Annotated in this window: 25 protein-coding genes; 17 read left to right on the forward strand and 8 right to left on the reverse strand. The window is 67.5% G+C overall.

Annotation, left to right across the window (positions count from 1 at the left end; genetic code table 11):
- Positions 1-165: 165 nt before the first annotated feature.
- Entirely contained in the window at positions 166-1,086 is a 921-nt protein-coding gene (locus tag AUR65_RS04550; protein WP_058569133.1) for a M48 family metallopeptidase, read from the forward strand.
- Position 1,087: 1 nt separating this feature from the next.
- A complete protein-coding gene (locus AUR65_RS04555; protein ID WP_058568917.1) occupies positions 1,088-1,615 on the forward strand; it encodes a hypothetical protein in 528 nt (175 codons plus the stop codon).
- Positions 1,616-1,655: 40 nt separating this feature from the next.
- On the opposite strand, the gene gatE is transcribed toward AUR65_RS04555, so the two are convergent.
- From gatE to AUR65_RS04565, 3 genes are all read right to left on the reverse strand, one after another.
- Entirely contained in the window at positions 1,656-3,530 is a 1,875-nt protein-coding gene (gatE, locus tag AUR65_RS04560; protein WP_058568918.1) for a Glu-tRNA(Gln) amidotransferase subunit GatE, read from the reverse strand.
- 47 nt (positions 3,531-3,577) lie between these two features.
- Entirely contained in the window at positions 3,578-3,742 is a 165-nt protein-coding gene (locus AUR65_RS20500) for an HVO_2901 family zinc finger protein (RefSeq protein WP_332888737.1), read from the reverse strand.
- Positions 3,743-3,975: 233 nt separating this feature from the next.
- Positions 3,976-5,385 carry a class II fumarate hydratase gene (locus tag AUR65_RS04565; RefSeq protein ID WP_058568919.1) on the reverse strand — a complete coding sequence of 470 codons (1,410 nt, stop codon included), beginning with the start codon at positions 5,383-5,385 and terminating at the stop codon, positions 3,976-3,978.
- Positions 5,386-5,628: 243 nt separating this feature from the next.
- Between AUR65_RS04565 and AUR65_RS04570 the strand changes: the two genes are divergently transcribed.
- From AUR65_RS04570 to AUR65_RS04585, 4 genes are all read left to right on the forward strand, one after another.
- A complete protein-coding gene (locus AUR65_RS04570) occupies positions 5,629-6,999 on the forward strand; it encodes an ABC transporter substrate-binding protein (protein ID WP_058568920.1) in 1,371 nt (456 codons plus the stop codon).
- Between the two features lie 24 nt (positions 7,000-7,023).
- Positions 7,024-8,094, forward strand: coding sequence for a carbohydrate ABC transporter permease (locus tag AUR65_RS04575; protein WP_058568921.1), 1,071 nt, complete (start codon positions 7,024-7,026; stop codon positions 8,092-8,094).
- Complete coding sequence (locus AUR65_RS04580; RefSeq protein ID WP_058568922.1) at positions 8,091-9,050, forward strand: carbohydrate ABC transporter permease; 960 nt, start codon at positions 8,091-8,093, stop codon at positions 9,048-9,050. Before AUR65_RS04575 ends, AUR65_RS04580 begins: the two co-directional genes overlap by 4 nt.
- Before the next feature lie 90 nt (positions 9,051-9,140).
- Positions 9,141-10,280, forward strand: coding sequence for an ABC transporter ATP-binding protein (locus tag AUR65_RS04585; protein WP_058568923.1), 1,140 nt, complete (start codon positions 9,141-9,143; stop codon positions 10,278-10,280).
- 103 nt (positions 10,281-10,383) lie between these two features.
- On the opposite strand, the gene AUR65_RS04590 is transcribed toward AUR65_RS04585, so the two are convergent.
- A complete protein-coding gene (locus AUR65_RS04590) occupies positions 10,384-10,647 on the reverse strand; it encodes a BolA family protein (protein WP_058568924.1) in 264 nt (87 codons plus the stop codon).
- A 90-nt stretch (positions 10,648-10,737) separates the two neighbouring features.
- Between AUR65_RS04590 and AUR65_RS04595 the strand changes: the two genes are divergently transcribed.
- Positions 10,738-11,175, forward strand: a complete 438-nt coding sequence (locus AUR65_RS04595) for a hypothetical protein (RefSeq protein ID WP_058568925.1) — start codon at positions 10,738-10,740, stop codon at positions 11,173-11,175.
- Positions 11,176-11,197: 22 nt separating this feature from the next.
- On the opposite strand, the gene AUR65_RS04600 is transcribed toward AUR65_RS04595, so the two are convergent.
- Entirely contained in the window at positions 11,198-11,521 is a 324-nt protein-coding gene (locus AUR65_RS04600) for a hypothetical protein (RefSeq protein WP_004969267.1), read from the reverse strand.
- A gap of 127 nt (positions 11,522-11,648) precedes the next feature.
- Here AUR65_RS04600 and AUR65_RS04605 point away from each other — a divergent pair, with 127 nt between their 5' ends.
- Complete coding sequence (locus AUR65_RS04605; protein ID WP_058568926.1) at positions 11,649-12,566, forward strand: hypothetical protein; 918 nt, start codon at positions 11,649-11,651, stop codon at positions 12,564-12,566.
- 51 nt (positions 12,567-12,617) lie between these two features.
- Entirely contained in the window at positions 12,618-13,535 is a 918-nt protein-coding gene (locus AUR65_RS04610; protein ID WP_058568927.1) for an HhH-GPD family protein, read from the forward strand.
- 19 nt (positions 13,536-13,554) lie between these two features.
- Here the strand turns inward: AUR65_RS04610 and AUR65_RS04615 are convergent, their stop codons facing one another.
- Complete coding sequence (locus AUR65_RS04615; RefSeq protein ID WP_058568928.1) at positions 13,555-13,896, reverse strand: DsrE family protein; 342 nt, start codon at positions 13,894-13,896, stop codon at positions 13,555-13,557.
- A gap of 98 nt (positions 13,897-13,994) precedes the next feature.
- Here AUR65_RS04615 and AUR65_RS04620 point away from each other — a divergent pair, with 98 nt between their 5' ends.
- The 6 genes from AUR65_RS04620 to AUR65_RS04645 all read left to right on the forward strand — a co-directional run bounded on the left by AUR65_RS04620 (position 13,995) and on the right by AUR65_RS04645 (position 21,500).
- On the forward strand, positions 13,995-14,573 hold the full coding sequence (locus tag AUR65_RS04620; RefSeq protein WP_058568929.1) for an NADPH-dependent FMN reductase: 579 nt from the start codon (positions 13,995-13,997) through the stop codon (positions 14,571-14,573).
- A 132-nt stretch (positions 14,574-14,705) separates the two neighbouring features.
- Complete coding sequence (locus AUR65_RS04625; RefSeq protein WP_058568930.1) at positions 14,706-15,293, forward strand: thymidine kinase; 588 nt, start codon at positions 14,706-14,708, stop codon at positions 15,291-15,293.
- An 83-nt stretch (positions 15,294-15,376) separates the two neighbouring features.
- The gene (locus AUR65_RS04630) at positions 15,377-15,904 is read left to right on the forward strand and encodes a YIP1 family protein (protein WP_084816547.1); all 528 of its coding nucleotides are present in this window, start codon (positions 15,377-15,379) and stop codon (positions 15,902-15,904) included.
- Positions 15,905-16,030: 126 nt separating this feature from the next.
- Positions 16,031-18,256 (forward strand): DHH family phosphoesterase, encoded by a 2,226-nt coding sequence (locus AUR65_RS04635; RefSeq protein ID WP_058568932.1) that lies wholly within the window; start codon positions 16,031-16,033, stop codon positions 18,254-18,256.
- Between the two features lie 129 nt (positions 18,257-18,385).
- Positions 18,386-20,044 carry a tRNA uridine(34) 5-carboxymethylaminomethyl modification radical SAM/GNAT enzyme Elp3 gene (locus AUR65_RS04640; RefSeq protein WP_058568933.1) on the forward strand — a complete coding sequence of 553 codons (1,659 nt, stop codon included), beginning with the start codon at positions 18,386-18,388 and terminating at the stop codon, positions 20,042-20,044.
- A 232-nt stretch (positions 20,045-20,276) separates the two neighbouring features.
- Positions 20,277-21,500 (forward strand): mechanosensitive ion channel family protein, encoded by a 1,224-nt coding sequence (locus AUR65_RS04645; protein ID WP_058568934.1) that lies wholly within the window; start codon positions 20,277-20,279, stop codon positions 21,498-21,500.
- Positions 21,501-21,507: 7 nt separating this feature from the next.
- On the opposite strand, the gene AUR65_RS04650 is transcribed toward AUR65_RS04645, so the two are convergent.
- Positions 21,508-21,951, reverse strand: a complete 444-nt coding sequence (locus AUR65_RS04650) for a GNAT family N-acetyltransferase (protein ID WP_058568935.1) — start codon at positions 21,949-21,951, stop codon at positions 21,508-21,510.
- A 117-nt stretch (positions 21,952-22,068) separates the two neighbouring features.
- Entirely contained in the window at positions 22,069-23,418 is a 1,350-nt protein-coding gene (locus AUR65_RS04655) for a DUF2339 domain-containing protein (protein WP_058568936.1), read from the reverse strand.
- 108 nt (positions 23,419-23,526) lie between these two features.
- Between AUR65_RS04655 and rqcH the strand changes: the two genes are divergently transcribed.
- Together rqcH and AUR65_RS04665 are read left to right on the forward strand one after the other, a co-directional pair.
- On the forward strand, positions 23,527-25,635 hold the full coding sequence (gene rqcH, locus AUR65_RS04660) for a ribosome rescue protein RqcH (RefSeq protein ID WP_058568937.1): 2,109 nt from the start codon (positions 23,527-23,529) through the stop codon (positions 25,633-25,635).
- 180 nt (positions 25,636-25,815) lie between these two features.
- Positions 25,816-26,523 carry a DUF4013 domain-containing protein gene (locus tag AUR65_RS04665; RefSeq protein WP_058568938.1) on the forward strand — a complete coding sequence of 236 codons (708 nt, stop codon included), beginning with the start codon at positions 25,816-25,818 and terminating at the stop codon, positions 26,521-26,523.
- Position 26,524: the final 1 nt, after the last annotated feature.

A 26,524-nucleotide genomic window follows, 5' to 3' on the forward strand; every position in this document is an offset into this window, starting at 1 on the left:
TTCGGCCGGCCCCGTGGAGAAAGTAGCGGTGCCGGCGGTCCGGGCGGCGCGCTCGCCCGGCCGCGCCCGACGAGTTCGTTCCCCCGACGCGCCAGACCGCTTTTGCGACCCGACGCCGTATCCTCACGCGAGATGGCATCGCCCCCGCGCCGCTCCCGCCTCCCGATGGTCGTCGTCGGCGTCGTCGTCCTCGCGTTCTACCTCTCGCTCAGCGCGCTCAGCGCGTTCGCGGTGGTGACGCTCTGGCGGCTTCGCCCCGACCCCGTGACCGCCGCCGTCGTCGGCGTCGCGGTCGCCGTCGTCCTCGGCTACCTGAGCTTCCGCTTCGGCACGGTACGACTGCTCAGCCAACTCGACGCGCGGGACATGTCGCCCGCGGAGTCGCCGTCGGTCCACCGCCTGCGCGACCGCCTCGCCGAGCGGATGGACCTCGATCCGCCGACGCTGAAGCTCGCGCGTTTCTCCGCGCCGAACGCGATGGCGCTGGACCCGATGGGCCGCGACGTGGTCGTCCTCGACGCCACGCTGTTCCGCCTCCTCGACGCCGACGAGTTCGAGGCGCTCCTCGCGCACGAACTCGCACACCTCGAACGGAAAGACGGGCTGGTCCAGTCGCTGGTGGCGAGCGTCCTCCAGACGGTCGTCGGCGTCGGCTACCTGTTCGTCTCGCCGGTGACGTTCCTGACGACGGGCGTCGCCCTCGGTTCGGCGTGGATGCGCGGCCGGCCGGGGTCGTGGCACGAGACGCTCGCCGGACGGATTCGCCTCCGACTGGACGAGTTCGTCGGCCTGTTCGGCTTCGGCCTCACCGTGTTCGTCCGGTCGCAGTCGCGAAAGCGGGAGTTCGCTGCCGACGCGCGGGCGGCCGAGGTGACGGGCAAGCCGATGGCGCTCGCGTCGGCCCTGCGGAAGTTAGAGCGGGCCGCCCGGCCGGGGTTCGGCCTGTCGCCGCTGTGGGTGTACGGCGAGGTCGAGGTCGAAGACCCGGTGTCTGACCTGCTTTCGACCCATCCCTCGACCGACGAGCGCGTCGAGCGACTGGCCGCCATGGCCGACGAGTCGATGACGCGAATCGAGGTGCGGTGAGATGCCCGGCTCGCCCGACCCGGTGCTCGGTAACTGGCTTCTCACCCACGTCGTCGCCGTCGCCGCCGCCCTCGTCACCGTCGGCGTCGTCTACGCGACCCGCGCTCGGAGCGCCCGAAGCTTCCTGACGCCCGCGCTCCTCGGCGGTGGCTACGCCCTCGCCACGCTCGCCGTCTGGACCGCGGCGCGACTCGCCACCGACGCGTTCCCCTCGGGCTTCGTCGAGGACCCGCTGGCCGCGGCTGGCTTCCTCGGGTTTTCGTTCCTCTTGCTCGCCGGGTTCGTCGTCGTCGCGGCCCTGCTGTTCGCCCGCCGCGGGCTGGTCGCGCCGCTCGTCGGCCTGTTCGGCGTCACGGAACTCGTCTGGTGGGCGTTCCTCCACGTCCGCGGCGAGACGGACGCGCTCGGGATGTTCCTCTTCGTCGGGCCGGCGCTGTTGGTTCTTCTCCTCGTCGCGGCCGGCGTCGAGTACGCGGGCCGGTGGGGCTGGCGGCGGTTCGTCCGCGGTGGCGGGCGCTCGACGACGTGAGAACGGAGAGAAAACTGGATGTGGTCCGAAGGCTCGACGTTCAGGCCCGTTTTTGAATCTCCTCGCGGAGCACGTCGCTGACGACGCCGCCGTCGGCCTTGCCGCGGAGCGCGCCCATCGCCTCGCCCATGAGCGCCGAGAACGCGCCCATGCCCTGTTCTTCGACCTGGTCGGCGTTGCGCTCGACGACTTCCGCGATGGCCTCGCGGACCTCGTCTTCGGAGACGCCGGAGAGGCCGGCCTCCTCGACGGCTTCCTCGGCCGTGAGGCTCGGGTCCTCGGCGATGGTGGCGAGCACGTCGTTGACGCCTTCCTTGGCGAGGTCGCCGTCCTCGACGAGATGCATGACCGCGAGCAGGTGGTCGTCGGTGAGTTCGGAGACGGGCACGTCGTCGCGGCGGAGTTCGGTCAGCGTCGATTCGAGCAGGCCCGCCGCGAACGTCGCGTCGATGCCGGCGTCCACGGCTTCCTCGAACAGCGGCATCTTCCGGCCGTAGGCGACCTGTTCTGCGAGGCCGGCGTCGAGACCGAACTCGGCTTGGTAGCGGTCGACCTTCTCGGTCAGGAGTTCGGGCGTCTCCACGTCGCTCGGGTCGAGGTCGACGGTGAGCACGTCCGTCTCGGGGTACATCCGGGCCGCGCCGGGGAGCGGACGGAGGTAGCGCGTCGTGCCGTCGTCGTTGGCACCGCGGGTCTCCTCGGGGACCTCCTCGATGGCGACTTCGGCGCGCTCGGCGACCGCGTCGATGGCGAGGTCGGCCGTCTCGGGGTCGTCGGCGACGATGGCGACCGCGTCCTCGGGACCGGCGTCGACCGCCTCGCGGAGCGCCTCGACCTCGGCCTCGGTGACGCCGTAGGCCGGGAGCTCGTCGGTGTGGAAGATGCCGCCCGCGCCGTGGCGCTTGGCGTGGTCGGAGAGTTCGGTGCCGAGGCGGCGGTCGGGCTGGAGTTCGCGGCCGACGAGGCCGTCGAAGCCGTACAGCGGGACGGCCGTGACCTTCCCGCCGGCGTCCAGCGCGCCGCGGATGACGCCGGAGTCCGAGTCCTCGAACACGCCGGTCACGTCGGCCACGTCGCCGACGGACGCGTCGCGCGACTGGAGTTCGTCGCGAATCTCGACGAGTTCGGCCTGTCGGCCGACCTCGAAGCGGACGATTTCGTCGATTTGGTCGAGCGCCTGCACGCCCTTGATTTCGACGCGCGCGCCGTCCGCGATGGAGACATTCACGTCCTGCCGGATGGTGCCGAGGCCGCGTTTGACCTTCCCGGTCGAGCGCAGGAGCATGCCGATGGTCTGGGCCGCCTCGCGCGCCTGCTCGGGCGAGGAGATGTCCGGCCCGGTGCCGATTTCGACGAGCGGGATGCCGAGGCGGTCGATACTGTAGAGAACGCCGTCGTCGCGCTCTTCGACGCGCTGGGCGGACTCCTCTTCGAGCATGAGGTCCACGACGGAGACGGGGCCGTCGCTGGTCTGAATCTCGCCTTCCTGCGCGATGAGCGACGAGCGCTGGAAGCCCGAGGTGTTCGAGCCGTCGATGACGAGCTTGCGCATGACGTGCGCCTCGTCGACGACGTTCATGTCGAGCAGTTCGGCGATTTGCATGGCGACCGTGCGCGCCTCGTGGTCGAGGCGGTGCGGCGGCTCGTCGTCCTCTTCGACCAGACAGGTCGAGTCGTAGGCGAGGTACTCGAACTCGCGTTCGACGCGGCTCTCTTCGAGCGCGGCGTCGTCGAGTTCGCCCAGTTCGCTCTTGGTCGGGTGGAGGAAGCGCGTGAACGTGCGCGCCGCCTCGTCAGGCTCGCGGAGGTCGGTCGGACACCCGCAGAACAACTTCGTCTCGGTGTCGAGTTGCTGGTGAATCTCCAGCCCAGCCACGAGGCCGAGGTCCTCGTAGTCGTAGTCGTACTCGGTCATTGGTACTCCCTGCGTTCGGGGGGAGTAAAAAAGGATTCAGTCTGCCGTCAGAGACGGCGCAGACCGTCGCCGATACCTTCCACCTGTTCACACTCGGGACAGACGTACGTCCACCCGTCGTTCGTCGCTCGTCCCTCCGGGAATACGGCCCCACAACCTCGACACTCCAACATGTCTCGCCCGCGGGCCCGCTGCTTTTGCAGTCCGGCCATACTGGTATAATCGTCAAAACCAAGCTTCAAAATACCGATTTTAGAGATTTCGTGACAGTTCCTCTCTCGGGAGTGTCTGTCACGGCGGAGCCGGTGTGCGATTGCTACCGAGAGCCGAGTAAATATAACCGTCTCAACGACTGAACTGACCGAAACCGCCGCGAACGCGACTCGAACCGGGCGGTTCGCCCGCTCGACCGGACGTATCAAAAAGTGGACTGTTTTTGGCCTGCTCAGTCGTCGCCGAGGATGCCCCGATGGGTCATCTTCTCGGGGTCGAGCACCGCGTCGGCTTCCTCCTCGGTGAGGTAGCCCTCGTCGACGGCGACCTGTCGGACGGTCTTGTCCTCCGCGAGCGCCTTCTTGGCGACCTTCGAGGCCTTGTCGTAGCCGATTGCGGGGTTGAGCGCCGTCGCCAGCGCCATCGACTGTTCGACCTGCGTCTCGCAGTGTTCCTCGTTGGCTTCGAGCTTGGCGACGAAGCGCTCGGCGAACACCTCGGAGGAGTTCGCCAGCAGTTTCGCCGATTCGAGGAAGTTGTGCGCGAGGACGGGCTTGTAGAGGTTGAGGTCGATTTGGCCCTCGGCGGCACCGGCGGAGACGGCGGCGTCGTTGCCGACGACCTGCTTGTGGACCTGATTGACCGCCTCCGCGACGACCGGGTTGATTTTTCCGGGCATGATGGAGGAGCCGGGCTGGTTCTCCGGCTGTTCGAGTTCGCCGAGGCCGTTGCGCGGGCCGGACGCCAAGAGACGGAGGTCGTTGGCGATTTTATTGAGGGAGCCGGCGACCGTGCGGAGCGCGCCGTGGGCCTCGCTCATCGCGTCGTGGGCCGCCTGCGCCTCGAAGTGGTTGTCGGCCTCGCGGAACTCGACGCCGGTTTCCTCGGTCATGTACTCCGCGGCCTTCGCCGGGAACTCGGGGTGCGTGTTCAGCCCCGTGCCGACTGCGGTGCCGCCGAGCGCGAGTTCGCCGAGGTGCTCGCGCACGTTCTCGACGCGGCGGATTCCCTTTTCGACCTGCGTGCGGTAGCCGCCGAACTCCTGTCCGAGTCGGACGGGCGTGGCGTCCTGCAGGTGGGTGCGACCGGTCTTGACGACGCCGTCGAACTCGTCTTCCTTGTCGCCGAGCGCCTCGGCGAGCGTCTCCAGCGCGGGGAGGAGGTCCTTCTCGACGGCTTCGAGGGAGGCGACGTGCATGGCGGTCGGAATCACGTCGTTCGAGGACTGGCCGAAGTTGACGTGGTCGTTCGGGTGGACGACGCGGTCGCCGATGCCCTCGCCCATAATCTCCGCGGCGCGGTTGGCGATGACCTCGTTGGCGTTCATGTTCGAGGAGGTCCCGGAGCCGGTCTGGAACACGTCCACGGGGAACTGGTCGTCGAGTTCGCCGGCGATGACCTCGTCGGCGGCCTCGACGATGGCGGCCGCGACGTCCTCGTCTATCATGCCGAGGTCGCGGTTGGCCTGCGCGGCGGCCTTCTTCACCACGCCGAGCGCGCGGACGAAGCGCCGCCCGAAGGTGATACCGGAGATGGGGAAGTTCTCGACCGCCCGCTGGGTCTGTGCGCCCCAGTAGGCGTCGACAGGAACTTCCATCTCGCCGAGACTGTCCCGCTCGATTCGATAATCATCGTCGCCCATGGTTCGGGGGTCGTTTTGGCAGGGGGTAAAATCCATTGGTCCGTGCGTCCGACTCTCGTTCATGAAAATTTACTCATGTTTGAATTATTATTAATCTTCGTCGTATGCAAACGCAGTCTAGCGATTGTGACCAGACAGTTTTGTGATGATTAAAAAATTTACTCGATTTCGAATTGTTGATTTGGAAAGTCTTAAGTAAATCGTGTAAAATTCATTGGCCGGACTTGTCACGGACCAACAATCATGACTGACACACCTGATTCGGACGACGTTTCTCGACGTACGTATCTCAAACTCGCCGGCGGTGCCGGAGCCGCGACCTTCCTCGCAGGCTGTACCGGCGGCGGCGGAGAGTCGACGACGGAGTCCACGGACGGTTCCGGCGACTCCGAGAGCACCGAGGAGACGAGCGGTGACGACTCCGACTCCTCGACGGAGTACAACGCGCTCGAAGTGCAGCACTGGTGGACCGGCGGCGACGGCGGTGCGGCGGCGCAGGCGCTCCTCGAAGGCTTCAACGAGCAGTACCCGGACATCGAACTCACGGAAAACCCCGTCGCGGGCGGCGCTGGCCAGAACCTCCGCGCAGTCATCAAAAAGCGCATCCTGAACAACGACCCGCCGAGCACGTGGCAGGCGTGGCCCGGCGCGAACCTTCAGCCCTTCACGGACGCCGACAAACTGGAGGACATCGAGGAGTCCGTCTGGGGCCACAACGACATGAAGAACGCCTACCTCGACGGCCCCCAAGAGGCGGCTCAGCCGGCCGGTAACTACGTTTCGGTCCCGCTGAACATCCACCGCCTCAACAACCTCTTTTACAACGTCGAGGTCGTCGAGGACGCGGGCGTCGACCCCGCGAGCATCGACTCGCCGAGCGCCCTCGTGGACGCGATGGCGACCGTCGAAGAGGCGGGCTACGTCGGGATGGCTCAGCAGACGAACTCCGCGTGGTCGACCGGCCAGCTCTGGGCGCAGGTGCTCCTCGGCGAGTACGGCGCAGACGTGTACGCCGACGTGACCGCCGGCAACGTCGAGGCCAACGCGGACGCCGTCCGCGACTCGCTCGACATCGTCAAGCAGTACTCCGAGTACTACCCGAACGACGCCGGTTCCATCTCGTGGCAGGACGCCAACTCGAAGATTATCTCGGGCGACGCGGCGTTCTTCCACCAGGGCGACTGGGCGGCCGGAATGTACCGCGCACAGGACGACTTCGAGTACGAGACCAACTGGGACCACGTCGCGTTCCCGGGCACCGAGGGACTCTACTCGCTCAACATGGACTCGTTCCCGATGCCGACCAACAACCCGTCGCCCGAGGCGACGAAGGCGTTCCTCCGCTACGTCGGCTCGGTCGACGCCCAAGAGCGGTTCAACCCGAAGAAGGGCTCCATCCCGCCGCGGACCGACGTGCCGCAGGACGCCTTCGGGCCGTTCCTCCAGAACCAGATGGACGACTTCTCCAACTCCGAGGCCCAACCGCTGTCGATTCAGCACGGCCTCGCCGTCGCCCCCAACGCGCTCACCGCGTTCGAGGACGCGATGGCCTCGTTCATCTCCAGCTACGACGTGGAGGCGGCCTACAGCGCCATCCAGTCGGCGTTCCAGTAAGGGAGCACTTCCCCATTTCCGATTATGTCACCACACATCCTCAAGCGACTCCTGGACCGTCTGCGAGACGACGGCCAGCCGGTTCGAACCGACGGCGGGACGGCCGCCGCGGGGAGCGAAACGGCCGGGAGCGGCTTCGACCTCGGGTCGACGCTGTCGTCGCTCCGCGAGAGCGACGCGGTCCGCTCCGCGCCGTTTTGGCTCCCGCCGTTCCTGCTGATGGGCTTTTTCGTCTACGGCGCTATCAGCTGGAACATCGTCATCTCCTTTACCGACTTCGGCGGGCTTCAACTGCCGACGTACGACCCCTCGACGTTCGACCTGGAGATGTACCGGCGGGCCTTCTCTGACGGCCAGTTCTGGATCGCCACCCGGAACACGTTCGTGCTCCTCATCTCCTTTACCGGCCTCTCGTTGGCCGGGGGGCTCGGCCTCGCCATCCTCGTCGACCGCGGCATCCGGTTCGAAAACTGGTTCCGTACCATCTACCTCCTGCCGTTCAGCCTGTCGTTCGTCGTGACGGCGGTGTTCTGGCGGTGGATGTACAACTTCGATTCGGGGCTCATCAACGCCTTCCTGCGGAGCATCGGCCTCGACTTCGTCGCGTCGAAGTGGCTCACCGGCAGCATCGACACGGGCGCGCTCGGGGCGATACCGCTCGTCCCCGACACGTTCTACTTCAAGCTGTTCGCGGTCATCTTCGCGCTGCTCTGGCAGTTCAGCGGCTACGCGATGGTCGTCTACCTCGCGGGGCTCCGCGCGATTCCGAACGACCAGTACGAGGCCGCGCGGGTCGACGGCGCGTCCATCCTGCGGATGTACCGGCGGGTCATCCTGCCGCAACTCCGCGCCTCGACGGTGAGCGCCGCGGTCGTCCTCATGGTGTTCGCGCTCAAGGCGTTCGACTTCCTGTACGTCCTGTTCGGGAGCAACCCCGGACCGACGGCGGACATCCTCTCGACGATGATGTACCGACAGGCGTTCTCCGCCAACCAGTGGGCCTACGGCTCCGCAATCGCCGTAATCCTGTTCCTCGTGGCACTGACCGTGGTCGCGCCGTACCTCTACGGCGAGTACCGGCGGGGTGAACTATGAGCGTCCGCGACGACCTCGCAGAGCGAGTCGGCGTCGACCTCGAAGCCATCGACCCGCTGCGCGTCGCCCTCTACGCGACGCTCGTCGGGCTGGTGGCGTTCTACCTGTCGCCCCTCGAATCGGGGCTGATGACCGCGCTGAAGACCGAAGCCGAGTTCGCCACGTCGCCGCCGTTCGTGCCGCCGACGGTCGAGGGCTTCACGCTCGAACCGTTCGGCGTCGCCCTCAACACGCTGTCGTCGGCCATCCTCAACAGCATCATGCTGGCCGTGCCGGCGACGGTGCTGTCGGCGCTGTTCGGCAGTTTCGCCGCCTACGGCCTCACGAACTTCGAGTGGCGCGGCCAACTCGGCGTCGTCGCGCTGTTCATCGCGGGCATCTTCATCCCGTACCAGGCGGTTCTCATCCCGCTGTCGCGGCTCTGGGCCATCGTGGACACCCAGGAGTTGCTCGCGCCGGTTCTCGACATCACGGTGTTCTCGGCGCAGGTGCCCGTCCTCGGGACGGTCGAACTCGCCACCCACCCGCACTACGCGAGCATCATCAACCTCATCATCACCCACACGGCGTACGGGATTCCCATCACGACGCTGTTGTTCCGAGGCTACTACAAGAAGCTCTCGACGGAGATGCTGGAGGCCGCTCGCCTCGACGGCGCGAGCGCGTTCACCATCTACCGCCGCATCGTGCTCCCGCTTTCGATGCCGATGTTCGCGGTGACGCTCATCTACCAGTTCACGCAGGTCTGGAACGACCTGCTGTTCGCGCTCATCATCATCCCCTCGGGGTCCGGCCCCGCGGCGGTGGCGACCATCGCGCTCAACGAACTCACCGGCGGCATCATCCAGACGTTCAACACGCAGATGGCCGGCGCGTTCGTCGCCGCCCTGCCGACGTTGCTCGTCTACGTTCTGTTCGGGGACAAGTTCGCGAAGGGGGTCGCAGGCAACACATGAACCGACTCGCACGCGTCGCGGTCGGCCGCCGCCGCCGTCGCACCCCTCTCGTCGCATCGCAGACGACCACCACGACACGCACACAGACCCATGGCTGACCTCACGCTCGACCACGTATCGAAGTTCTTCGACGACGGCGGCTCCAAAGTCGTCGCCGTCGACGACGCCTCCGTGACCATCGAGGACGGCGAGTTCCTCGTCCTCGTCGGTCCCTCGGGGTGCGGCAAATCGACCACGCTCCGCATGATTGCGGGGTTAGAAACCGTCTCCGAGGGCGAGATTCGCCTCGGCGACGACCGAATGGACAACCGCCCGCCGCGCGACCGGGACATCGCGATGGTGTTCCAGTCGTACGCGCTGTACCCGCACATGACCGTCCGCGGGAACATGCGCTTCGGACTGGAGGAGTCGACCGAGATGGCCGACGCCGACATCGACGAACTCGTCGAGGAGACGTCGTCCATGCTCGGTATCGCCGACCTGCTCGACCGCAAGCCCGGCGAACTCTCCGGCGGCCAGCAACAGCGGGTCGCCCTCGGGCGCGCCATCGTGCGCGACCCCGAGGTGTTCCTGATGGACGAACCGCTGTCCAACCTCGACGCCAAGCTCCGCTCGCAGATGCGGACCGAACTCCAGCGCCTGCAGGAGGACCTCGGCGTCACCACCGTCTACGTCACCCACGACCAGACGGAGGCGATGACGATGGGCGACCGTATCGCCATCCTCAACGACGGCGAACTCCAGCAGGTCGCCACGCCGCTGGAGGCGTACCACCGCCCGGCGAACCGGTTCGTCGCGGGCTTCATCGGCGAGCCGTCGATGAACTTCTTCGAGATGGACGTGCAGGGCGACGAACTCGTCGGCGACGCCTTCTCCTACGACCTCTCCGCGAAGTCCGCGGAGGCGGTCGAGGGTTCGGAGCGCGTCACGCTCGGCATCCGCCCCGAAGACGTCGAAGTCATCGGCGACGCGGCCGCGGACCACGCCTACGAGACGACCGTCGACGTGGTCGAACCGATGGGTAACGAGAACGCGGTCTACCTCGAACTCGGTGGCGAGCGTCGCTTCGTCGCCACCGTCGGCGGCATGCGCCGGGTCGAAGCCGGCGAGTCCGTCGTCGCTCGCATCCCCGAGGACGCGGTTCACCTGTTCGACGCGACCACCGGCGAGACGCTCCAGAATCGGTCGTTAGAATCGGCCGACCTCGACGCGCCGGAAGCGAACCTCTGAGCGGGCCGTTCAGATTCGGTCGGGTTCAGTCAGTCGGTCGCTTTTCGGTCCGGTCGCTTTTCGGTCCGGTCCCTTTTCCTCAGTTCGTCGGTCGCGGCGGTGCTCACTCCTCCAGCGACGCGTACTCCTCGGGCGTGTACGTCTTCAGTTCCATCGCGTGGATGTCCGTCGTCATGTGGTCGCCGAGGGCGTCGTAGACGAGTTGGTGCTGCTTGACGAGCGTCTTCCCCTCGAAGGCGGGCGAGACGACGACGGCGGCGTAGTGGTCGTCCTCGTGGTTCTCGTCGACCGTTCGCGGCCGCGAGACCGTCGCGTCGGCGTCCTCGATGTGCGATTCGATGAGTTCCTCGATGGCGGCGAGTTCCATGTGCGTACTGGCGGCCCGCGCCGGCAAAAAGCGTCCGGGAACCGGGCGCACTCGCGGAGGTTTTTATCCGGTGGCGACCCACCTCGGTTCGTGACTGACGTGACATCTCACGCCGGACTCGCCGAGGAGGCCGCTCGCGTGCTCCGCGACGAACACGAGCGACTGCTGACCGTCGTCGGCCAATGCGCCACCGCCGTCGCCGCGGAGTGGGACGGTGATTCGGTGGCGGACCGCGACCGCGTCATGCCGCCGTTCAGGCGCGCGCTCGACGGCTCCGGCGCGCTCTCCCGACTGCCGCGGGCCCTCGCCGACGCGGTGACGGCCACCGGCCGACCGATGGCCGCCCCGCCCGTCGCGTCTCCGCCGTACGTGGTCGTCACCGGCGAGGGCGTCGTCCTCCGCGCCAACCTCGGCGAGGAGCGACTGGTGGTGCTCCTCCGGGCGTTCGAAGTCGTCCGCGACGGCGACGACGGCTCCCACCGCTACCGCCGCATCGACGGCGTCGAAATCGAAGCCGAAATCGTCTGAGTCGGGTCGCTCTCGCCCGCGGTTACATCTGGTAGCGGCGCACGTCGTCCCGCGGCGGGGCCTGCGACTGTCCGGTCATCTCCTCGTAGGTCATCCCCGCGAGGTACTCGTCGTAGGTCACGTCGTAGCCCTGCCGGAGGTGGAAGTCGAGTTGGCCGCGGTCGAGTTCCGACTGGAACAGCGCGTGGACCGCCCGGCGGACGAGTTCGTCCGCGTCGTCGGGGTCGAACAGGGCGACGAGCATGGCGAGTTCGTGTCGCGTCTCGCGGTCGAGCGACACGTCGAGGCTGTCGCCGAGGTCTCCGTAGGCCGCGTCAACGTCGTCTGTGAGTTCGTCGAGCGTCATCGCCCGGCGATGGGGCCGTCACGGGGATACGCGTTTCGACCGCGGTAGCGGTCCGTTGTGCGTGTCCGCCGTTCGGTCGGCGGTCCCCGACAGAAGACACTTACTGGTGATTCGGCAATTTCCGCGCATGTCTCCGGAACTCTCCCGACGCTCCCTCCTCGGCGGCCTCGTGGCCGGTTCTACCCTTCTCTCGGGCTGTCTCGGCGGGCTCCCCGGCAATAGCTGTACCTCCAGCTACTCGCTCGAAGCGACGGCACTCTCCGACCCGGAACTGGTCGATACCGTCATCCAAGACTTCCACGAGCACGCTGAGACGGTGTCGCGCCTCGTCGCAACTGCGGCCAGCGAGGGCGAGGCCACGTACAGTACGTACGACCACTTCCCGCTCGATTCGGGCGACTACGTCGAACACGACGGCGCGTACTACCGCGTCGAACGCGAGCGAATCGAGACGCGAGAACGCACCGCTCGCGAGGTCGAAATCGAATACGACCGAAACGAGTCGCCGCCGACCGGGGCGACGGTCTTCGACTTCGATGAACTCCCGAAGGCCGACCGCGAGGCGTTCCTCGCCGCGTATCCGAGCAAAGATTTCGAGAACGGCGACGGCCCGCAAGGGTTCGCAACTGGATACGCGTACGTCTATCCCGACGGTGCCGACTCTCGACTCATCGACGCCGGAACCGTCTGGGTACGCTACGATGGGCGACCGTTCGAGGTCGCCGTGGGCGAGACGCGAACCGTCGAAGAACAGACCGACAGATACACGCTCGAACAGGTCGGCGAAGACAGAGCGGCGTTCGTCGCGTTCGTTCACGAGGAACTCGTCGTTCCGCTCGACGACCTCTCCGACGGCGAGCGCGCGGTGTTCGAGCGCGCAATCGACGGAGAGATAGACGAGTGCGAACCGCTTTCCGACGATTTCGCCGCGCTCAAAGACCGGCTTGACGAGACTCCCGGGTGGAGCGGGGGCCGCTACGGTGCCCGACTCGTGGCGTACGAGGGGACCACGTACGAAGTGACGCTCATGAACGCGGTCGTCTGATAACCACTCGGCATCGCCACGGCTAAACGCGGGCCGTCCCAAGCCGGGGCGATGAGCGACGCGCCGTCCGAACTCCCCGCAGACCTCGACCGCGAAGCAGTCCAGTCCGCACTCACCGAGTGGTACGAGGCCGACCACCGGGACTTCCCGTGGCGGCGCACCGACGACCCCTACGAGATTCTCGTCTCCGAGGTGATGAGCCAGCAGACCCAACTCGGCCGCGTGGTCGAGGCGTGGGAGGCGTTCCTCGACGAGTGGCCGACGACGGCCGACCTCGCGGCGGCCGACCGCGCCGACGTGGTGGGCTTCTGGACGAACCACCGACTGGGCTACAACAACCGCGCGAAGTACCTCCACGAGGCCGCCCGGCAGGTCGAAGAGGACCACGGCGGCGAGTTCCCCCGGACGCCCGACGGCCTCTCGGAACTCATGGGCGTCGGCCCCTACACCGCCAACGCAGTCGCCTCCTTCGCGTTCAACAACGGCGACGCGGTGGTCGATACCAACGTCAAGCGGGTCCTCCACCGCGCCTTCGCGGTCCCCGACGACGACGCGGCGTTCGAGGCCGCCGCCTCGGAACTCATGCCCGACGGCGAGTCCCGCGTCTGGAACAACGCCATCATGGAACTCGGCGGGGTCGCCTGCGGGAAGACGCCCACCTGCGACGAGTCCGGCTGTCCGTGGCGACGGTTCTGTCACGCCTACGAGACGGGCGACTTCACCGCGCCCGACGTGCCGACCCAGCCGAGTTTCGAGGGGAGCAGGCGGCAGTTCCGCGGCCGGGTCGTCAGAATCCTCGGCGAGTACGACGAACTCGGCCTCTCGGAGTTAGGGCCGCGAGTCCGCGTCGATTACGGCGGCAACACGGGAGCGGAGTGGCTCCGCGGTCTCGTAGACGACCTCGAATCCGACGGGTTGGTCGATGTCGCGGAGGGCGACGACGGCGTCCGCGTCTCGCTGGCGAAGTAACGTCGCACCCAGGCAGTTCCTACGGCACCTTCAGATAGGCGTCGCCCGCCGCCTGTCGCGTCACGAGTTCGCCGACACCAGAGGGAACGACCGCCACGCCGTCGGCCAGTCGGTCGGTGTCGATGTCGCGGCCGTCGAGAGAGTTCTGGCAGACGCAACAGCGGACGCCGGCCTCGAACAGCGGGTCGAGGCGGTCGCGGACGGGCGAGTCGGCGAGAAAGAGGAGCGCCGCGTCGCCGTTGGCGAGGAGGGTGACCTCGCCAGTCTCGACCGTCTCGTCGTCGAGCAGGTTCCGGACGTTGCGGATGGCGTGTCGCCAGTCGCCGAGGTCGGCGCTGGAGACGTGGAAAACGACGTTCACGGACGGTGTTCGCGTCCTGGCGTGGTGTGTGTTGCGCCCGCCAGCCACGCCCGAGTGCGGCCGACGAGGTTTTCAGGGCGCTCGCGGAGACACAGGATATGACGCAGCCACACGTGGTCGCCATCTGCGGCAGTCTCCGCGACCACAGCTACACCCGGTTGGCGCTCGAATCCGCCCTCGCCGGCGCGTCGGCCGCCGGCGGCACGACGGAACTCGTGGACCTCCGCGAGTACGACCTCCCGCCGCTCGACGCCGATTACGACGAACAGGGCGACTCGGCGGAACTCCGCCGCGTCGTCGACGGCGCTGACGCGGTCATCCTCGGAACGCCGGTCTACCACGCCTCCTACTCGGGCGTCCTCAAGAACGCTCTCGACTACTGCGGCTTCGACGAGTTCGGCGAGAAGACCGTCGGCCTGCTCGCCGTCGCCGGCGGTTCGTTCCCCGTGACCGCCCTCGAACACCTCCGGTCGGTCTGCCGGTCGCTGAACTCGTGGGTGCTCCCCCATCAGGTCGCCATGCCTCGCGTCTCCTCGTCGTTCGACGGCGACGACATCGCCGACGCGGACCTGCGCGAGCGGGTCGAACGACTCGGACGCGACGCGGTCGTCTACGCCAACATCGAGCCGGAGCCACCGACGTTCGAGAGCGGCGAGAACGTCGGCGCGGACGACTGAGTCGCCGTCGCGCGCCGCCCCGACTGCGCCGTCTCGACCCCGTCAACGTTCCGCGGAGCCGACCCGTCCCGACGCCCGACCGTCGCGGCAGATGAACAATCGTTTTGACGCTCCTCGTCCCCCAGTCAGGATATGCACGCCATCACGCAGAGCGGATGGATAGAGGTCATCTCCGGGTCGATGTTCTCGGGGAAGACGGAGGAGCTTCTCCGACGCCTCCGCCGGGCCGAAATCGCCGGGCAGGAGATTTCGGTGTTCAAGCCCCAACTCGACGACCGCTACGGAGAGACGACGGTCGGCTCCCACGCCGGGCGCTCGTGGGAGGCGAGCGTCGTCCCCTCCGAGGGCGAGGGCGTCTGGCAAATCGCCGAGGAACTCAACGGCGAGGACGTGGTCGCCATCGACGAGGCGAACTTCTTCTCGGCCGAGTTGGTCGACGTGTGCGAGGCGCTGGCCGCCGACGGCAAGCGCGTCGTCGTCTCGGGAACCGACCAGACGTTCCGCGCCGAACCGTTCGAGCCAGTCCCCCAACTGATGGCGCTCGCCGAGTACGTCGACAAGCTCCAAGCTATCTGCACCATCTGCGGCGAGCCGGCGACCCGGAACCAGCGACTCATCGACGGTGAGCCGGCCCACGTCGACGACCCGACCATCCTCGTCGGCGCGGAGGAGTCCTACGAGGCGCGGTGCCGGAACTGTCATACCCTCCGGCGGGACTAGAGGCTAGCGTGACTACTTGGGTCGAAACCCCACGGGAGGGCCGCGACCGCGGGCTGACCGGCCTCCTCCGCGCGTGGGTCGCCGTGGTCGTTCGCCCCCGCCAGTTCTTCCGCAATGGCGTCGCTCCCGGCGACCAAGCGCCCGGCCTCGTGTTCGCTATCGCGGTGGCGCTCGTCTATCAGGGCCTCGGGTATGCCCTCGCGCCGGCGACGATTCCGGCCATCGAGGGCGGCCCGCTCGTCTCGGCGCTCGTCGCCCTGCTCGTCGTCGCGCTGTTCGTCGCGCCGGCGCTCCTCCACCTGACGGCGGCCATCCAGACGGCGCTTCTCATCCCGCTTCTGTCCCGCCGCGCGGGGGTGAGCGAGACGGTGCAGGTCATCGCCTACGCCGCCGCGCCGTGCGCCTTCGCCAGCCTCCCGATTCCCGGCGTCCGCGCGCTGTGCGCCGTCTACGGCGCGGTCCTCCTCGTCGTCGGCATCAGCGAGGTCCACCAGACGACGGTTCCGAAGGCGGCGCTCGCCGCGGCCGTCCCCGCCGGCGTGGTGTTCGGCTACGCCTTCGGCGGCTTCCGCGCACTCTCGGAACTCGCCGCGGCGCTCGCGCTCGTCTGAGCCGAACGCGACCCGAATTTCCGCCGTTTCGACCGACTGAGCGCCGTTTTCCCGCCCGCGCACGCGCCAATCTCGCCTGAGCGTTTTTCGACAATCGTTTTAGTTAGGGGTTGTTTGCTCAACGCAATGGATTGGATTACGCACGAGGAGGACGTCTGGTTCGAATTCCGGGGCAATAGCCCCCACCAGCTCGTCCCCGGCCGATTTTACAAAGGCACCGTCGACGGGTACGCCGACTTCGGTGTCTTCGTCGACCTCGCTTCGAACGTGACCGGACTACTGCACCGCAGCGAACTCGACCGCCGCCTCGAATCCCTCGAATGGGAGCCGGGCGACGAGGTGTTCGTCCAGGTGAAGAACGTCCGCGACAACGGCAACATCGACCTCGGCTGGTCGATTCGCCAGTCCGACTCGGAGTTCCGCGGCGCTCGCATCCACGACCCCGACGGCGACGCCGACGGCCAGCCGGTCGAGAAGGAAGCCGAGAGCAGCGGACCGGCGACGGTCAAGACGCGCCCGAAGACGGGCAAGACGACGAAGCCCGTCGGCGCGAGCACGTCGTCCGAGACGACCGAGTCCGAACCCGAACAGGAAGCCGAATCTGAGCCCGAACAGGAAGCCGAACCCGAACCCGAGCAGGACGCCGCGTCCGAGTCCGACGCCGGAGACGAAGACCGCGCGCCGACCGCCGGGGACGTCGTCGACGACATCGCCGCCAACGGCGAGTCCGAGCAGGACGTCGAAGCGGAAGCGGAACCGGAGAGCGAGGCCGAGCCCGAATCGGAGCCCGAACAGGACGACACCGACGCCGAGCAGGACGTCGAGACCGAAGCTGACGCCGAGGACGACGAGGCAGAGCGCGTGACGCTCGCCAGCATCGACGACCGCGTCGGCGACGTGATTCGCGTCGAGGGCGAAATCGCAAGCGTCCGCCAGACCGGCGGCCCGACGGTGTTCGAACTCCGCGACGAGACGGCCATCGCCGACTGCGCGGCCTTCGTCGAGGCCGGCGTCCGCGCGTACCCCGAAGTCGAAGTGGGCGACTACGTCCGCATCGACGGCGAGGTCGAGCGCCGCCGCGGCGAACTCCAGATAGAGACCGAGGAGCTGACGATTCTCGACGGCGACGAGGCCGACACCGTGGCCCAGCGCCTCGCGGACGCCCTCTCGGACGAGGCCCGTCCGGACGCCGTCGCGCCCCTCGCGGCCCACGAGCCGGTCGCCGCCGTCGGCAAGTCGCTGCTCGACGCCGCGGAGGCCATCCGCCGCGCCGTCCTCGAATCGCGCCCCATCGTCGTTCGCCACACGGCCACCGCCGACGGCTACGTCGCCGGTGCCGCCGTCGAGCGCGCCGTGCTCCCGCTCATCCGCGCCGAGCACCCCCGCGACGACGCCGAGTACCACTACTTCACCCGTCGCCCGCTCGAGGAGGCCGTCTACGGTATGGACGCCGCCACGAACGACGTGACGCGGATGCTCGAAGACCGCGACCGCCACGACGAGAAGCTCCCGCTCGTGCTTCTCCTCGGTGCCGGCTCGACCGCCGAGTCCCTCGACGGTCTCGGCCTGCTCGGCGTCTACGGCTCCGAGCGCGTCGTCGTCGACGCCGCGCCCGCCGACGACGAGGTCGCCGAGGAAGTCGACGTGCTCGTCAACCCCGCCCGCGAGGGAGCCGACGCCCGCGACCTCTCGGTCGGCGCGCTCGCCTCCACGCTTTCCGTCGCCGTCAACGAGGACATCCGCGACGACGTGTCGCACCTCCCCGCCGTCAGCTACTGGGAGAACTGCCCGCAGCAGTACCTCGACCTCGCCGAGTCGCACGGCTTCGACGCCGACCGCGTCCGCGAACTCCGTGAGGCCGTCGCGCTGGAAGCCTACTACCAATCCTATCAGGACAAGCGCGAACTCATCGCCGACCTGCTGTTCGACGCCGACGAGGGCCTCGCCGGCCACGTCTCCGAGCAGTTCCGCATCAAGCTCGAAGACGAAATCGAGACGGCGCAGGCGAACCTCGAACGCCGCGACGTCGGTGCCATCTCCGCGGCCGTCCTCGACTCCGACGCCTACAGTCACCGCTTCGACTTCCCGCCGACGGGCCTGCTCGTGGACGAACTCCACCGCCGCACCCGCGAGGGTGACGCCTTCGTGACCGTCGCGCTCGGCATGGACGAACTCTACCTGCGCTCGACGGGCGACCTCGACCTCCGCGCGGTCGTCGAATCGGCCGCCGAGAAAGCGCCCGCCGCCGGCCTTGCCGCCGCGGGCATCCGCGAAGGTCGTATCGAGTTCCTGACCGGCGCGCGCGACGAGGCGCTCGAAGCCGTCCTCGACGCCGCCGCCGAGCAGTTCTAAGCCGCAATCCAGACTCCTCCTCGCGCGGTTCGACGGAGGGCTGTATTCCAGCCTCCCGAGCGACACGCTTATCCACGAAACGACCCGATTCGCGCCCATGAACCGCCACCACGTCGCCGAACGGGAGGTGTGTCCGTGAGCGCCGAGACCGAGACGGAGTCCGAGGCGTTCGAACGGACCTGCGAGGCGCTCGTTGAGCGCATCCTCGCGGGCGACGTCGACCGCGACGACCTCGAATCGGCAAAGCTCGACGCCTGTTCGGAACACTCCTCGCCGAAAGTCCCGAAGAACGCCGAGATTCTGCAGTACGCCCCGGAGGACCGCCGCGAGGAGGTCAAAGAGGTCGTTCAGCGCAAGCCCGTCCGCACCGCTTCCGGCGTCTCGCCGGTCGCCATCATGACCTCGCCGCACATGTGCCCCCACGGGAAGTGCCTCTACTGTCCCGGCGGGCCAGCCAGCGAGTTCTCCTCGTCGCAGTCGTACACGGGTCACGAGCCCGCGGCCGCCCGCGGCGTCCAGAACGACTACGACCCCTACGGGCAGGTCACGCTCCGCCTCGAACAGCTTCGACACATCGGCCACCCCGTGGACAAGGTCGAACTCATCTTGATGGGCGGAACGATGACCGCCCGGAGCCACGACTACCAGGAGTGGTTCGTCAAGCGGGCGCTCGAAGCCATGAACGACTACGACCTCGACAAGGAACCGGAACCGGCCGAAGACCGGTCGTTCAAGCCCGACCCCGAGGATGTCGAGTTCAAGTACATCGAGGACGTCATCGCGGAAAACGAGACGAACGACATCCGCAACATCGGGACGACCTTCGAGACGAAGCCGGATTGGTGCGACCCCGAGCAGATAGACCGGATGCTCGATTTGGGCGCGACGAAGGTCGAAGTCGGCGTCCAGACCACCTACGAGCGCATCAACCGCGAGATGCACCGTGGCCACGGCGTGCAGGCCTCCATCGACGCCAACCGCCGCCTCCGCGACTCGGCGTTCAAGGTCGGCTTCCACATGATGCCCGGCCAGCCGGGCATGACCAAGGAGATGTGTCTGGAGGACTTCCGTCAGCTGTTCGAAAACAGCGACTGGCGGCCCGACTACCTCAAAATCTACCCGACGCTCATCGTCCGCGACACCATCACCTACGACATGTGGCGGCGCGACGAGTACGAACCGCTGAACAACGAGGAGGCCGCCGACATCGTCGCGGAGGTCATGGGCATGATTCCGAAGTACACCCGCCTCCAGCGCGTCCAGCGGGACATCCCCGCGGACTTCATCGACGCCGGCGTCTGGAAGTCGAACCTCCGGCAACTGGCCGCCCAGCGCGCCGAGGAACGAGGCATCGTCCAGCGGGACATCCGCGCCCGCGAGGTCGGCATGAACGAGGCCGACCCGGACCCAGAGCGCATCGAACTCGACGTGATGACCTACGAGGTCGCCGGCGGGACCGAGCACTTCATCTCGTTCGAGGACCCCGTCGAGGACCTGCTGGTCGGCTTCTGTCGCCTCCGCTTCCCCGGCAACCCGGTCCGCCGCGAGCTTCAGGACGCGGCGCTCGTCCGCGAACTCCACGTGTACGGCTCCGAGGCGGGCATCGGTGCCGACGGCGACTGGCAGCACAAGGGCTACGGGAAGAAGCTCCTCGCGCACGCCGAGGAACTGTCCCGAGACGCCGGCTACGACAAGATTTCGGTCATTTCGGGTATCGGCGTCCGGCAGTACTACAAGCAGAAACTCGGCTACCATCAGGACGGGCCGTACGTCTCGAAGCGGCTGTAAGGAATAGTTGGATTTTTGGTCCACCGTGAGGCTGACCCTCACGAGCCTTCGGTCGCAGTCGCTCCCGAAGACAGATTTTTGCGAGACGAGCGAAGCGAGTCTCGGAAAAAGGTGGGACTGGGCCGTACGTCTCGAAGCGGCTGTAGCCGACGTGAATTCTCCGTCGACTGATTCTCACTCCTGAGTGTCGCTCCGTCACGCTTTTACTTTCTGGCCCACCGCACACGGTAGGATGGCACCACAGGGGGGTGCGGCGGGTTCGGGGCAGGTGGCGACGTGGCTTCAGGACCTCCGCTCGACGCTCGTACAGTTCGTTTCGACAGAAGAACGACTCGGCATCTCGGCGGCGCTCGTGGCGCTCGCGCTCGGTATCGCGGTCTTTCTCGCGCCGCGGCTCGTCTCGCGGGCGACCGCCGAGTTCCGAACGCGGGTGCTGGCCCACCCGCGGGTACCGGACGCCGTCACCGACGCGGCGTGGCTGTTCCCCGCGACGGTCATCGTTCGGACGCTCCAACTCGCCGTGTTCGTCGTCGCGACGCTGTCGCTGTTGCTCCTCTGGGGGTACACCGGCCTCGCCGCGGACCTCACCGAGGTCCTCGCGGTCGCGGTGCCGAACGCCGCGAAACTCGGGGCTACGGTCGCGCTGTTCGCGGGGGCGCTCGTCGGGACGAACGTCCTCGAAGAGAAACTGGACTCCTACGCAACCGCATCGGACAACATCAACGCCCACCAGCAGGGCATCGTCTTCCGCGTCCTCCAACTGGTCGTCCTCCTCGCGGTCGGGATGGCGGCGCTCACGGTCTGGCAGGTCAGAATCGGCGGCCTGCTCGTCGGCGCGGGATTCCTCGGCATCGTGGTCGGCATGGCCGCGAGACAGACCCTCGGGTCGCTCATCGCGGGCTTCGTGCTGATGTTCTCTCGGCCGTTCGAACTCGGCGACTGGGTGGAGATAGACGACGCCGAGGGCATCGTCACCGACATCACCATCATCAACACCCGGCTGAGCAACGCCGACGGTGAGACGGTCGTCTTCCCCAACGACCGCGTGACGAACGCGAAGATAACCAACCGGACGAAGCGCAACCGTCTCCGGCTCCGCCTCGACGTGGGCATCGACTACGAGGCGGACATCGAACACGCCGAGTCGGTGGCGGAGGAGGCGCTTTCCGGTCTCCAGTTCGTCGAGGAGGTGCCGAAACCGCAGGTGATGCCGACGACGTTCGGCGACTCGTCAATCGGGCTCCAACTCCGGTTTTGGATTACGAACCCCTCGGCCCCGCGCCGGGCGCAGGCGAAAGCCGAGGTGCTTCGGAGCGTGAAACTCGCGTTCGACCGCGAGGGAATCAAGATTCCCTACCCCCAGCGCGAACTGCTCGCCCGCGAGGAGGCCGACGGCTTCCAGTTGCGGGAGGACCGTCGCAGTCGGCCGGTGGAGAAGTCGGTCTCGGAGGACTAGGCGTCGGCTACAGCGACTTCCGCATCTCGACGTGCGGGATGCCGGCCTCGTCGAACTCGTCGCTCGTCGTCTCGTAGTCGAGGCCGTGGTAGAACCCTTCTGCCGTAGTTTGGCCGTGGAGGAGAAGCGAGTCGAACCCGCGCTCGCGCGCCTCTGTTTCGAGCGCGTCCATGAGTCGCCGCCCCCAGCCCTCGCCGCGGGCCGAGTCGAGAACGGCGACGCGCTCGACTTTGCCGACGCCGGGTTCGTACTCGCGCAGGCGGGCCGCGCCGACCGGGTCGCCGTCGCGGTAGGCGACGAAGTGGACCGCCTCGGCGTCGGGGTCGTCGTGCTCGTCCCACTCCAGTTCCTCGTCGACGCCCTGTTCGTCCACGAAGACGGCCTTTCGGACGGCGAAGGCGTCGTCACGTTCGCCCTCGGTGACCGCCACGCGGACATCGGATTCGCTCATGAGGGCAGTTCCGCGGGCGACTACCTGACGATTGCGGAGCGAGTTTCTCATGTCGGACTCGCGAGCCTCGGGTTTGCGCTCGCTTCGCGCTCGTTTCGCGCTCGGCTTCGGCGGGTGCTACACCGTCGCTCGCGTACTGTCGTCGGCCTGACTCCGCGCCGCCTCGCCGCCGAGCGCCCAGCCGAGTCGGTAGACGAGCGATCCGGTCGCGAGCGTCACCAGCACCCAGACGACGAGCAGCAGGCCGACGAACAGGACACCGTAGCCGCCGAAGGGGACCAGCGGAAGCGCGAAGACCACCGGCGCGGCGACGATGGCGAGCGACAGCGGGCGCGTGTCGCCGTCGCGCCGGGCCGCGTAGCCGAGGGGGAGAAACAGCACGACTGCGCCCGCTAACGCGAGCGCGCTGAGCGAGAACCACGGGTTCGCCCCCGGCATCGCAATCGCGGTGGCGACCGCGAGCGCGACCTGCGGCCCGACGGTCGCGGCGACGAGGCGACGGAACCCGAGCGCCCCGGGCCGGACCGCCGAGACGACGCCGAACGCGACCAGTTGGAGGGCGAGGAGCCACGCCATCGCGGCGACGCTCCCGGAGAGCGCCCGGACGACGAGGAGACAGAGGCCCCACATGACGCCGAGTCCCGCGACGACGGGGCCGAAGCGCCGCGCGCCCCGGTCGCCGTCGAACCGGCGGTCGAAGTGCCGGATGAGGAGGACGCCGATGGTGAGCACGAGCGTCGGGACGAACGCGACCCACGCGACGTTCGTGAGGACGCCGGGCCCCGAGTCGGCGGCGAGGCTGGCGTAGGCCGCGGCCGTAGTCGCCAGTCCAGCGTCGGGGCCGAACGTGAGGTACGTCTGGCTCCCGACGCTCGACGCGTCCCCGTCGTCGGCGCTCCAGACGGCGGCCGTCTCGTTGGCCCGAATCCCGGGGGGCGCGGTGAGGAGCGCCGACCTCTCGGGGCCGGTCACGGTGAATCGGTCGGCGTCGACGTAGACGGTGCCTCTGACGCCGTCGTCGTGGAAGTAGTCCACGACCAGCACGTCGCCGTAGCCGCGATGCGCCATCTCGGGCACCTCGAAGGTCACGACCGCGGTGTCGCCGTCCATCCGGGTTTCGAGGCGTCTGCGGTCGTCGGTGAACACGCGGTAGTCGTCGAACGTCCGGCGGACGACGCGGTCGAGTTGTTCGGGGTTCTCGCGGAACGTCGCGGCCGACTCGCCGTCGAGTTCGACGCGGGCAGTCCACGCGCCGACGCCGTCGTCGCCGACGCGGACTCGGAGCGCGCTCGATTCGACGGTGAGCGGGACGCCGGCGTCGTCTCCCGCTTCTTCGAACGTCTCGCCGCAGACGCCGCAGACGGCCTCGGGCGGGGGTCGCCCTTCGGCGGTGACGCTCCCGGCGGGGAGCGCGGCAAACGCGACGAGGAGGGCGAGCGCGGCGAGAGCGAGGGCTCGGAGACGCATTCACCGAATAAATTCTGTTTGGCTGATAAGTATCTTCTCCCCGATTCGGGCGGGCGTCGCATTCGCGGAAACGACACCCCTTTTCGTTCGCCGACAAAAAGCGAGTCCATGGACCCGAAGCGGGAACTCACGAGCGTCGACCTCGCGGCCCTCGTCACCGAGTTGAACCGGTACGAGGGCGCGAAGGTCGACAAGGCGTACCTCTACGGCGACGACCTGCTTCGCCTCAAGATGCGGGACTTCGACCGCGGGCGGCTCGAACTCCTCCTCGAAGTGGGCGAGATAAAGCGCGCGCACCTCGCCGCACAGGAGCACGTGCCGGACGCCCCCGGTCGGCCGCCGAACTTCGCGATGATGCTCAGAAACCGGCTCAACGGGGCCGACTTCGCGGGCGTCGAGCAGTACGAGTTCGACCGCATCCTCACGTTCACGTTCGAACGCGGCGACGAGAACACGAAAATCGTCGTCGAGCTGTTCGGACAGGGCAACATCGCGGTGCTCGACGAGACGGGCGAAGTCGTCCGCAGTCTGGAGACGGTGCGGCTCAAGTCGCGGACGGTCGCGCCGGGGTCGCAGTACGAGTACCCCGCCTCGCGGCTCGACCCCCTCACCGTCAGCCGCGACGCCCTCGGCCGGAACATGGAGCAGTCCGACACCGACGTGGTGCGGACGCTCGCCACCCAGTTGAACCTCGGCGGCCTCTACGCCGAGGAACTGTGTACCCGCGCCGGCGTGGAGAAGACGCTCGACATCGCCGACGCCACCGCCGACGACTACGACGACATCTACGACGCCATCTTCGACCTCCGCCAGCAGGTGCGCTCCGGGGAGTTCGACCCACGGCTCTACCTCGACGACGACGGCGAGGTCGTGGACGTGACGCCCTTCCCCCTGCGCGAACACCAGAACGCCGGGCTGGACGAGGAGGCCTACGACACGTTCAACGACGCGCTCGACGAGTACTTCTTCCGGCTCGACCTGACCGCCGACGAGCAGGAGGCGACCTCTGACCGCCCGGACTTCGAGGAGCAAATCGCCAAACAACAGCGCATCATCGACCAGCAGGAGGGCGCGATAGAGGGCTTCGAACAGCAGGCCGAAGACGAGCGCGAGCGCGCCGAACTGCTGTACGCCAACTACGACCTCGTCGACGACGTGCTCTCGACCGTCCGCGGCGCGCGCGAGGAGGGCGTCCCGTGGGACGACATCGCCACGACGCTGGAGGAGGGAGCCGAACAGGGCATCCCCGAGGCCGAGGCCGTCACGAACGTCGACGGCGCGAACGGCACGGTCACCATCGAACTCGACGACGCGACCGTCACCCTCGACGTGTCGATGGGTGTCGAGAAGAACGCCGACCGCCTCTACACCGAGGCCAAGCGCATCCAGGAGAAAAAGGAGGGCGCGCTGGCGGCCATCGAAGACACCCGCGAGGAGTTAGAGGCCGTAAAGAAGCGCCGCGACGAGTGGGAGGCCGACGACGACGAGGACGACGAGGACGACGAAGACGAAGAGCCGGAGGAGACAGACTGGCTCGCGCTCGACTCGGTGCCCGTCAAGTCCACGGAACACTGGTTCGAGCGGTTCCGCTGGTTCCACACCTCCAGCGGCTACCTCGTCGTCGGCGGGCGCAACGCCGACCAAAACGAGGAGCTAGTGAAGAAGTACATGAGCAAGCACGACCGCTTCTTCCACACGCAGGCCCACGGGGGGCCGGTCACGCTCCTGAAGGCGACGGGGCCGAGCGAACCCGCGCAGGCGGTCGACTTCTCCGACGAGACGCTCCGCGAGGCCGCGCAGTTCGCCGTCTCGTACTCCTCCATCTGGAAGGAGGGCCGCTTCGCCGACGACGCCTACATGGTCGAGCCCTCGCAGGTGTCGAAGACGCCCGAGTCCGGCGAGTACATCGAAAAGGGGAGCTTCGTCATCCGCGGCGACCGCGAGTACTTCGAGGACGTGGCCGCGAAGGTCGCGGTCGGCATCCAATGCGAGGACGAGACGCGGGTCATCGGCGGCCCGCCGTCGGCAATCGAGACGCGCGCGGAGACGACGCTGACGCTCACGCCGGGGCAGTACGCCCAGAACGACGCCGCGAAACTGTGTTATCGCCGGCTCCGCGAGCGCTTCGCCGACAAGTCGTTCGTCAGAAAAATCGCATCACCCGACCAGATTCAGGAGTTCCTCCCGCCGGGCGGGAGCGATATCGTCGACGAGTGAAGGTCGCCGCCGTCCCGCGGTAATCGGCCGCTAGACGGCTTAATATTCAATTATTCGGGCGCTTCGGGTACAAGATTATATACTTTCTCGTCGTAATGTTGCTTCGAGCGCGCGTGTCAACCCGCGGTTCTCACTCGGCCCGACGGCCGGTGGGTGGGTGGTGGCGCTCGGTGAAACATCATGATTTCAGAATCACTCAATTACCTTCGAAACGGTGAGGACTGGGTAAAGACGGTCCTCATCGGCGGCGTCCTCGGCCTGTTGAGCTTCCTCATCGTCCCGACGTTCCTCGTCATCGGCTATCTCCTTCGGGTCGTTCGCGCGACTATGAAGGGCGACGAGGTGCCCCCGGAGTTCGACGACTGGGGTGACATGGCGGTAGACGGCGTGAAAGGCTTCGCAATCGCGTTCGTGTACGCGCTCGTCCCGGCCATCATCGCGCTGGTGTTCGGCTTCGCGGGCATCCTCGGCGCGGCGGCCGGCGGCTCCGACGCCTCGGGCGCACTCGGCGGCATCGTGGCGCTCGTGGGCCTCCTGCTCGCGTTCGTCCTCGGCCTGCTCGCCGCGTACCTCATCCCGGCGGCGCTGTCGAACTACGCCGAGACCGACCGCATGGGCGCGGCGTTCGACTTCGGCACGCTCCGGCCCATCCTGACCTCGGGTAAGTACGCCACCGCGTGGCTCATGTCCTTCGCGGTGCTGTTCGCGTCGTCCATCGTGGTCGGCGTCCTGAACGTCATCCCGCTTCTCGGCTTCGTCGTCGGGGCGTTCGTGACGTTCTACGCGGCCGTCGCCGCCTACTACATCATCGGCAAGACGTGGGGCGAACTCCACGACATCGAGATGATGGACGAAGGCGAGACGCCGGGCGAACAGCCCGCCGTCTGAA

Source organism: Haloferax marisrubri (assembly GCF_001469875.2).
GTDB classification, from domain to species: Archaea; Halobacteriota; Halobacteria; order Halobacteriales; family Haloferacaceae; genus Haloferax; species Haloferax marisrubri.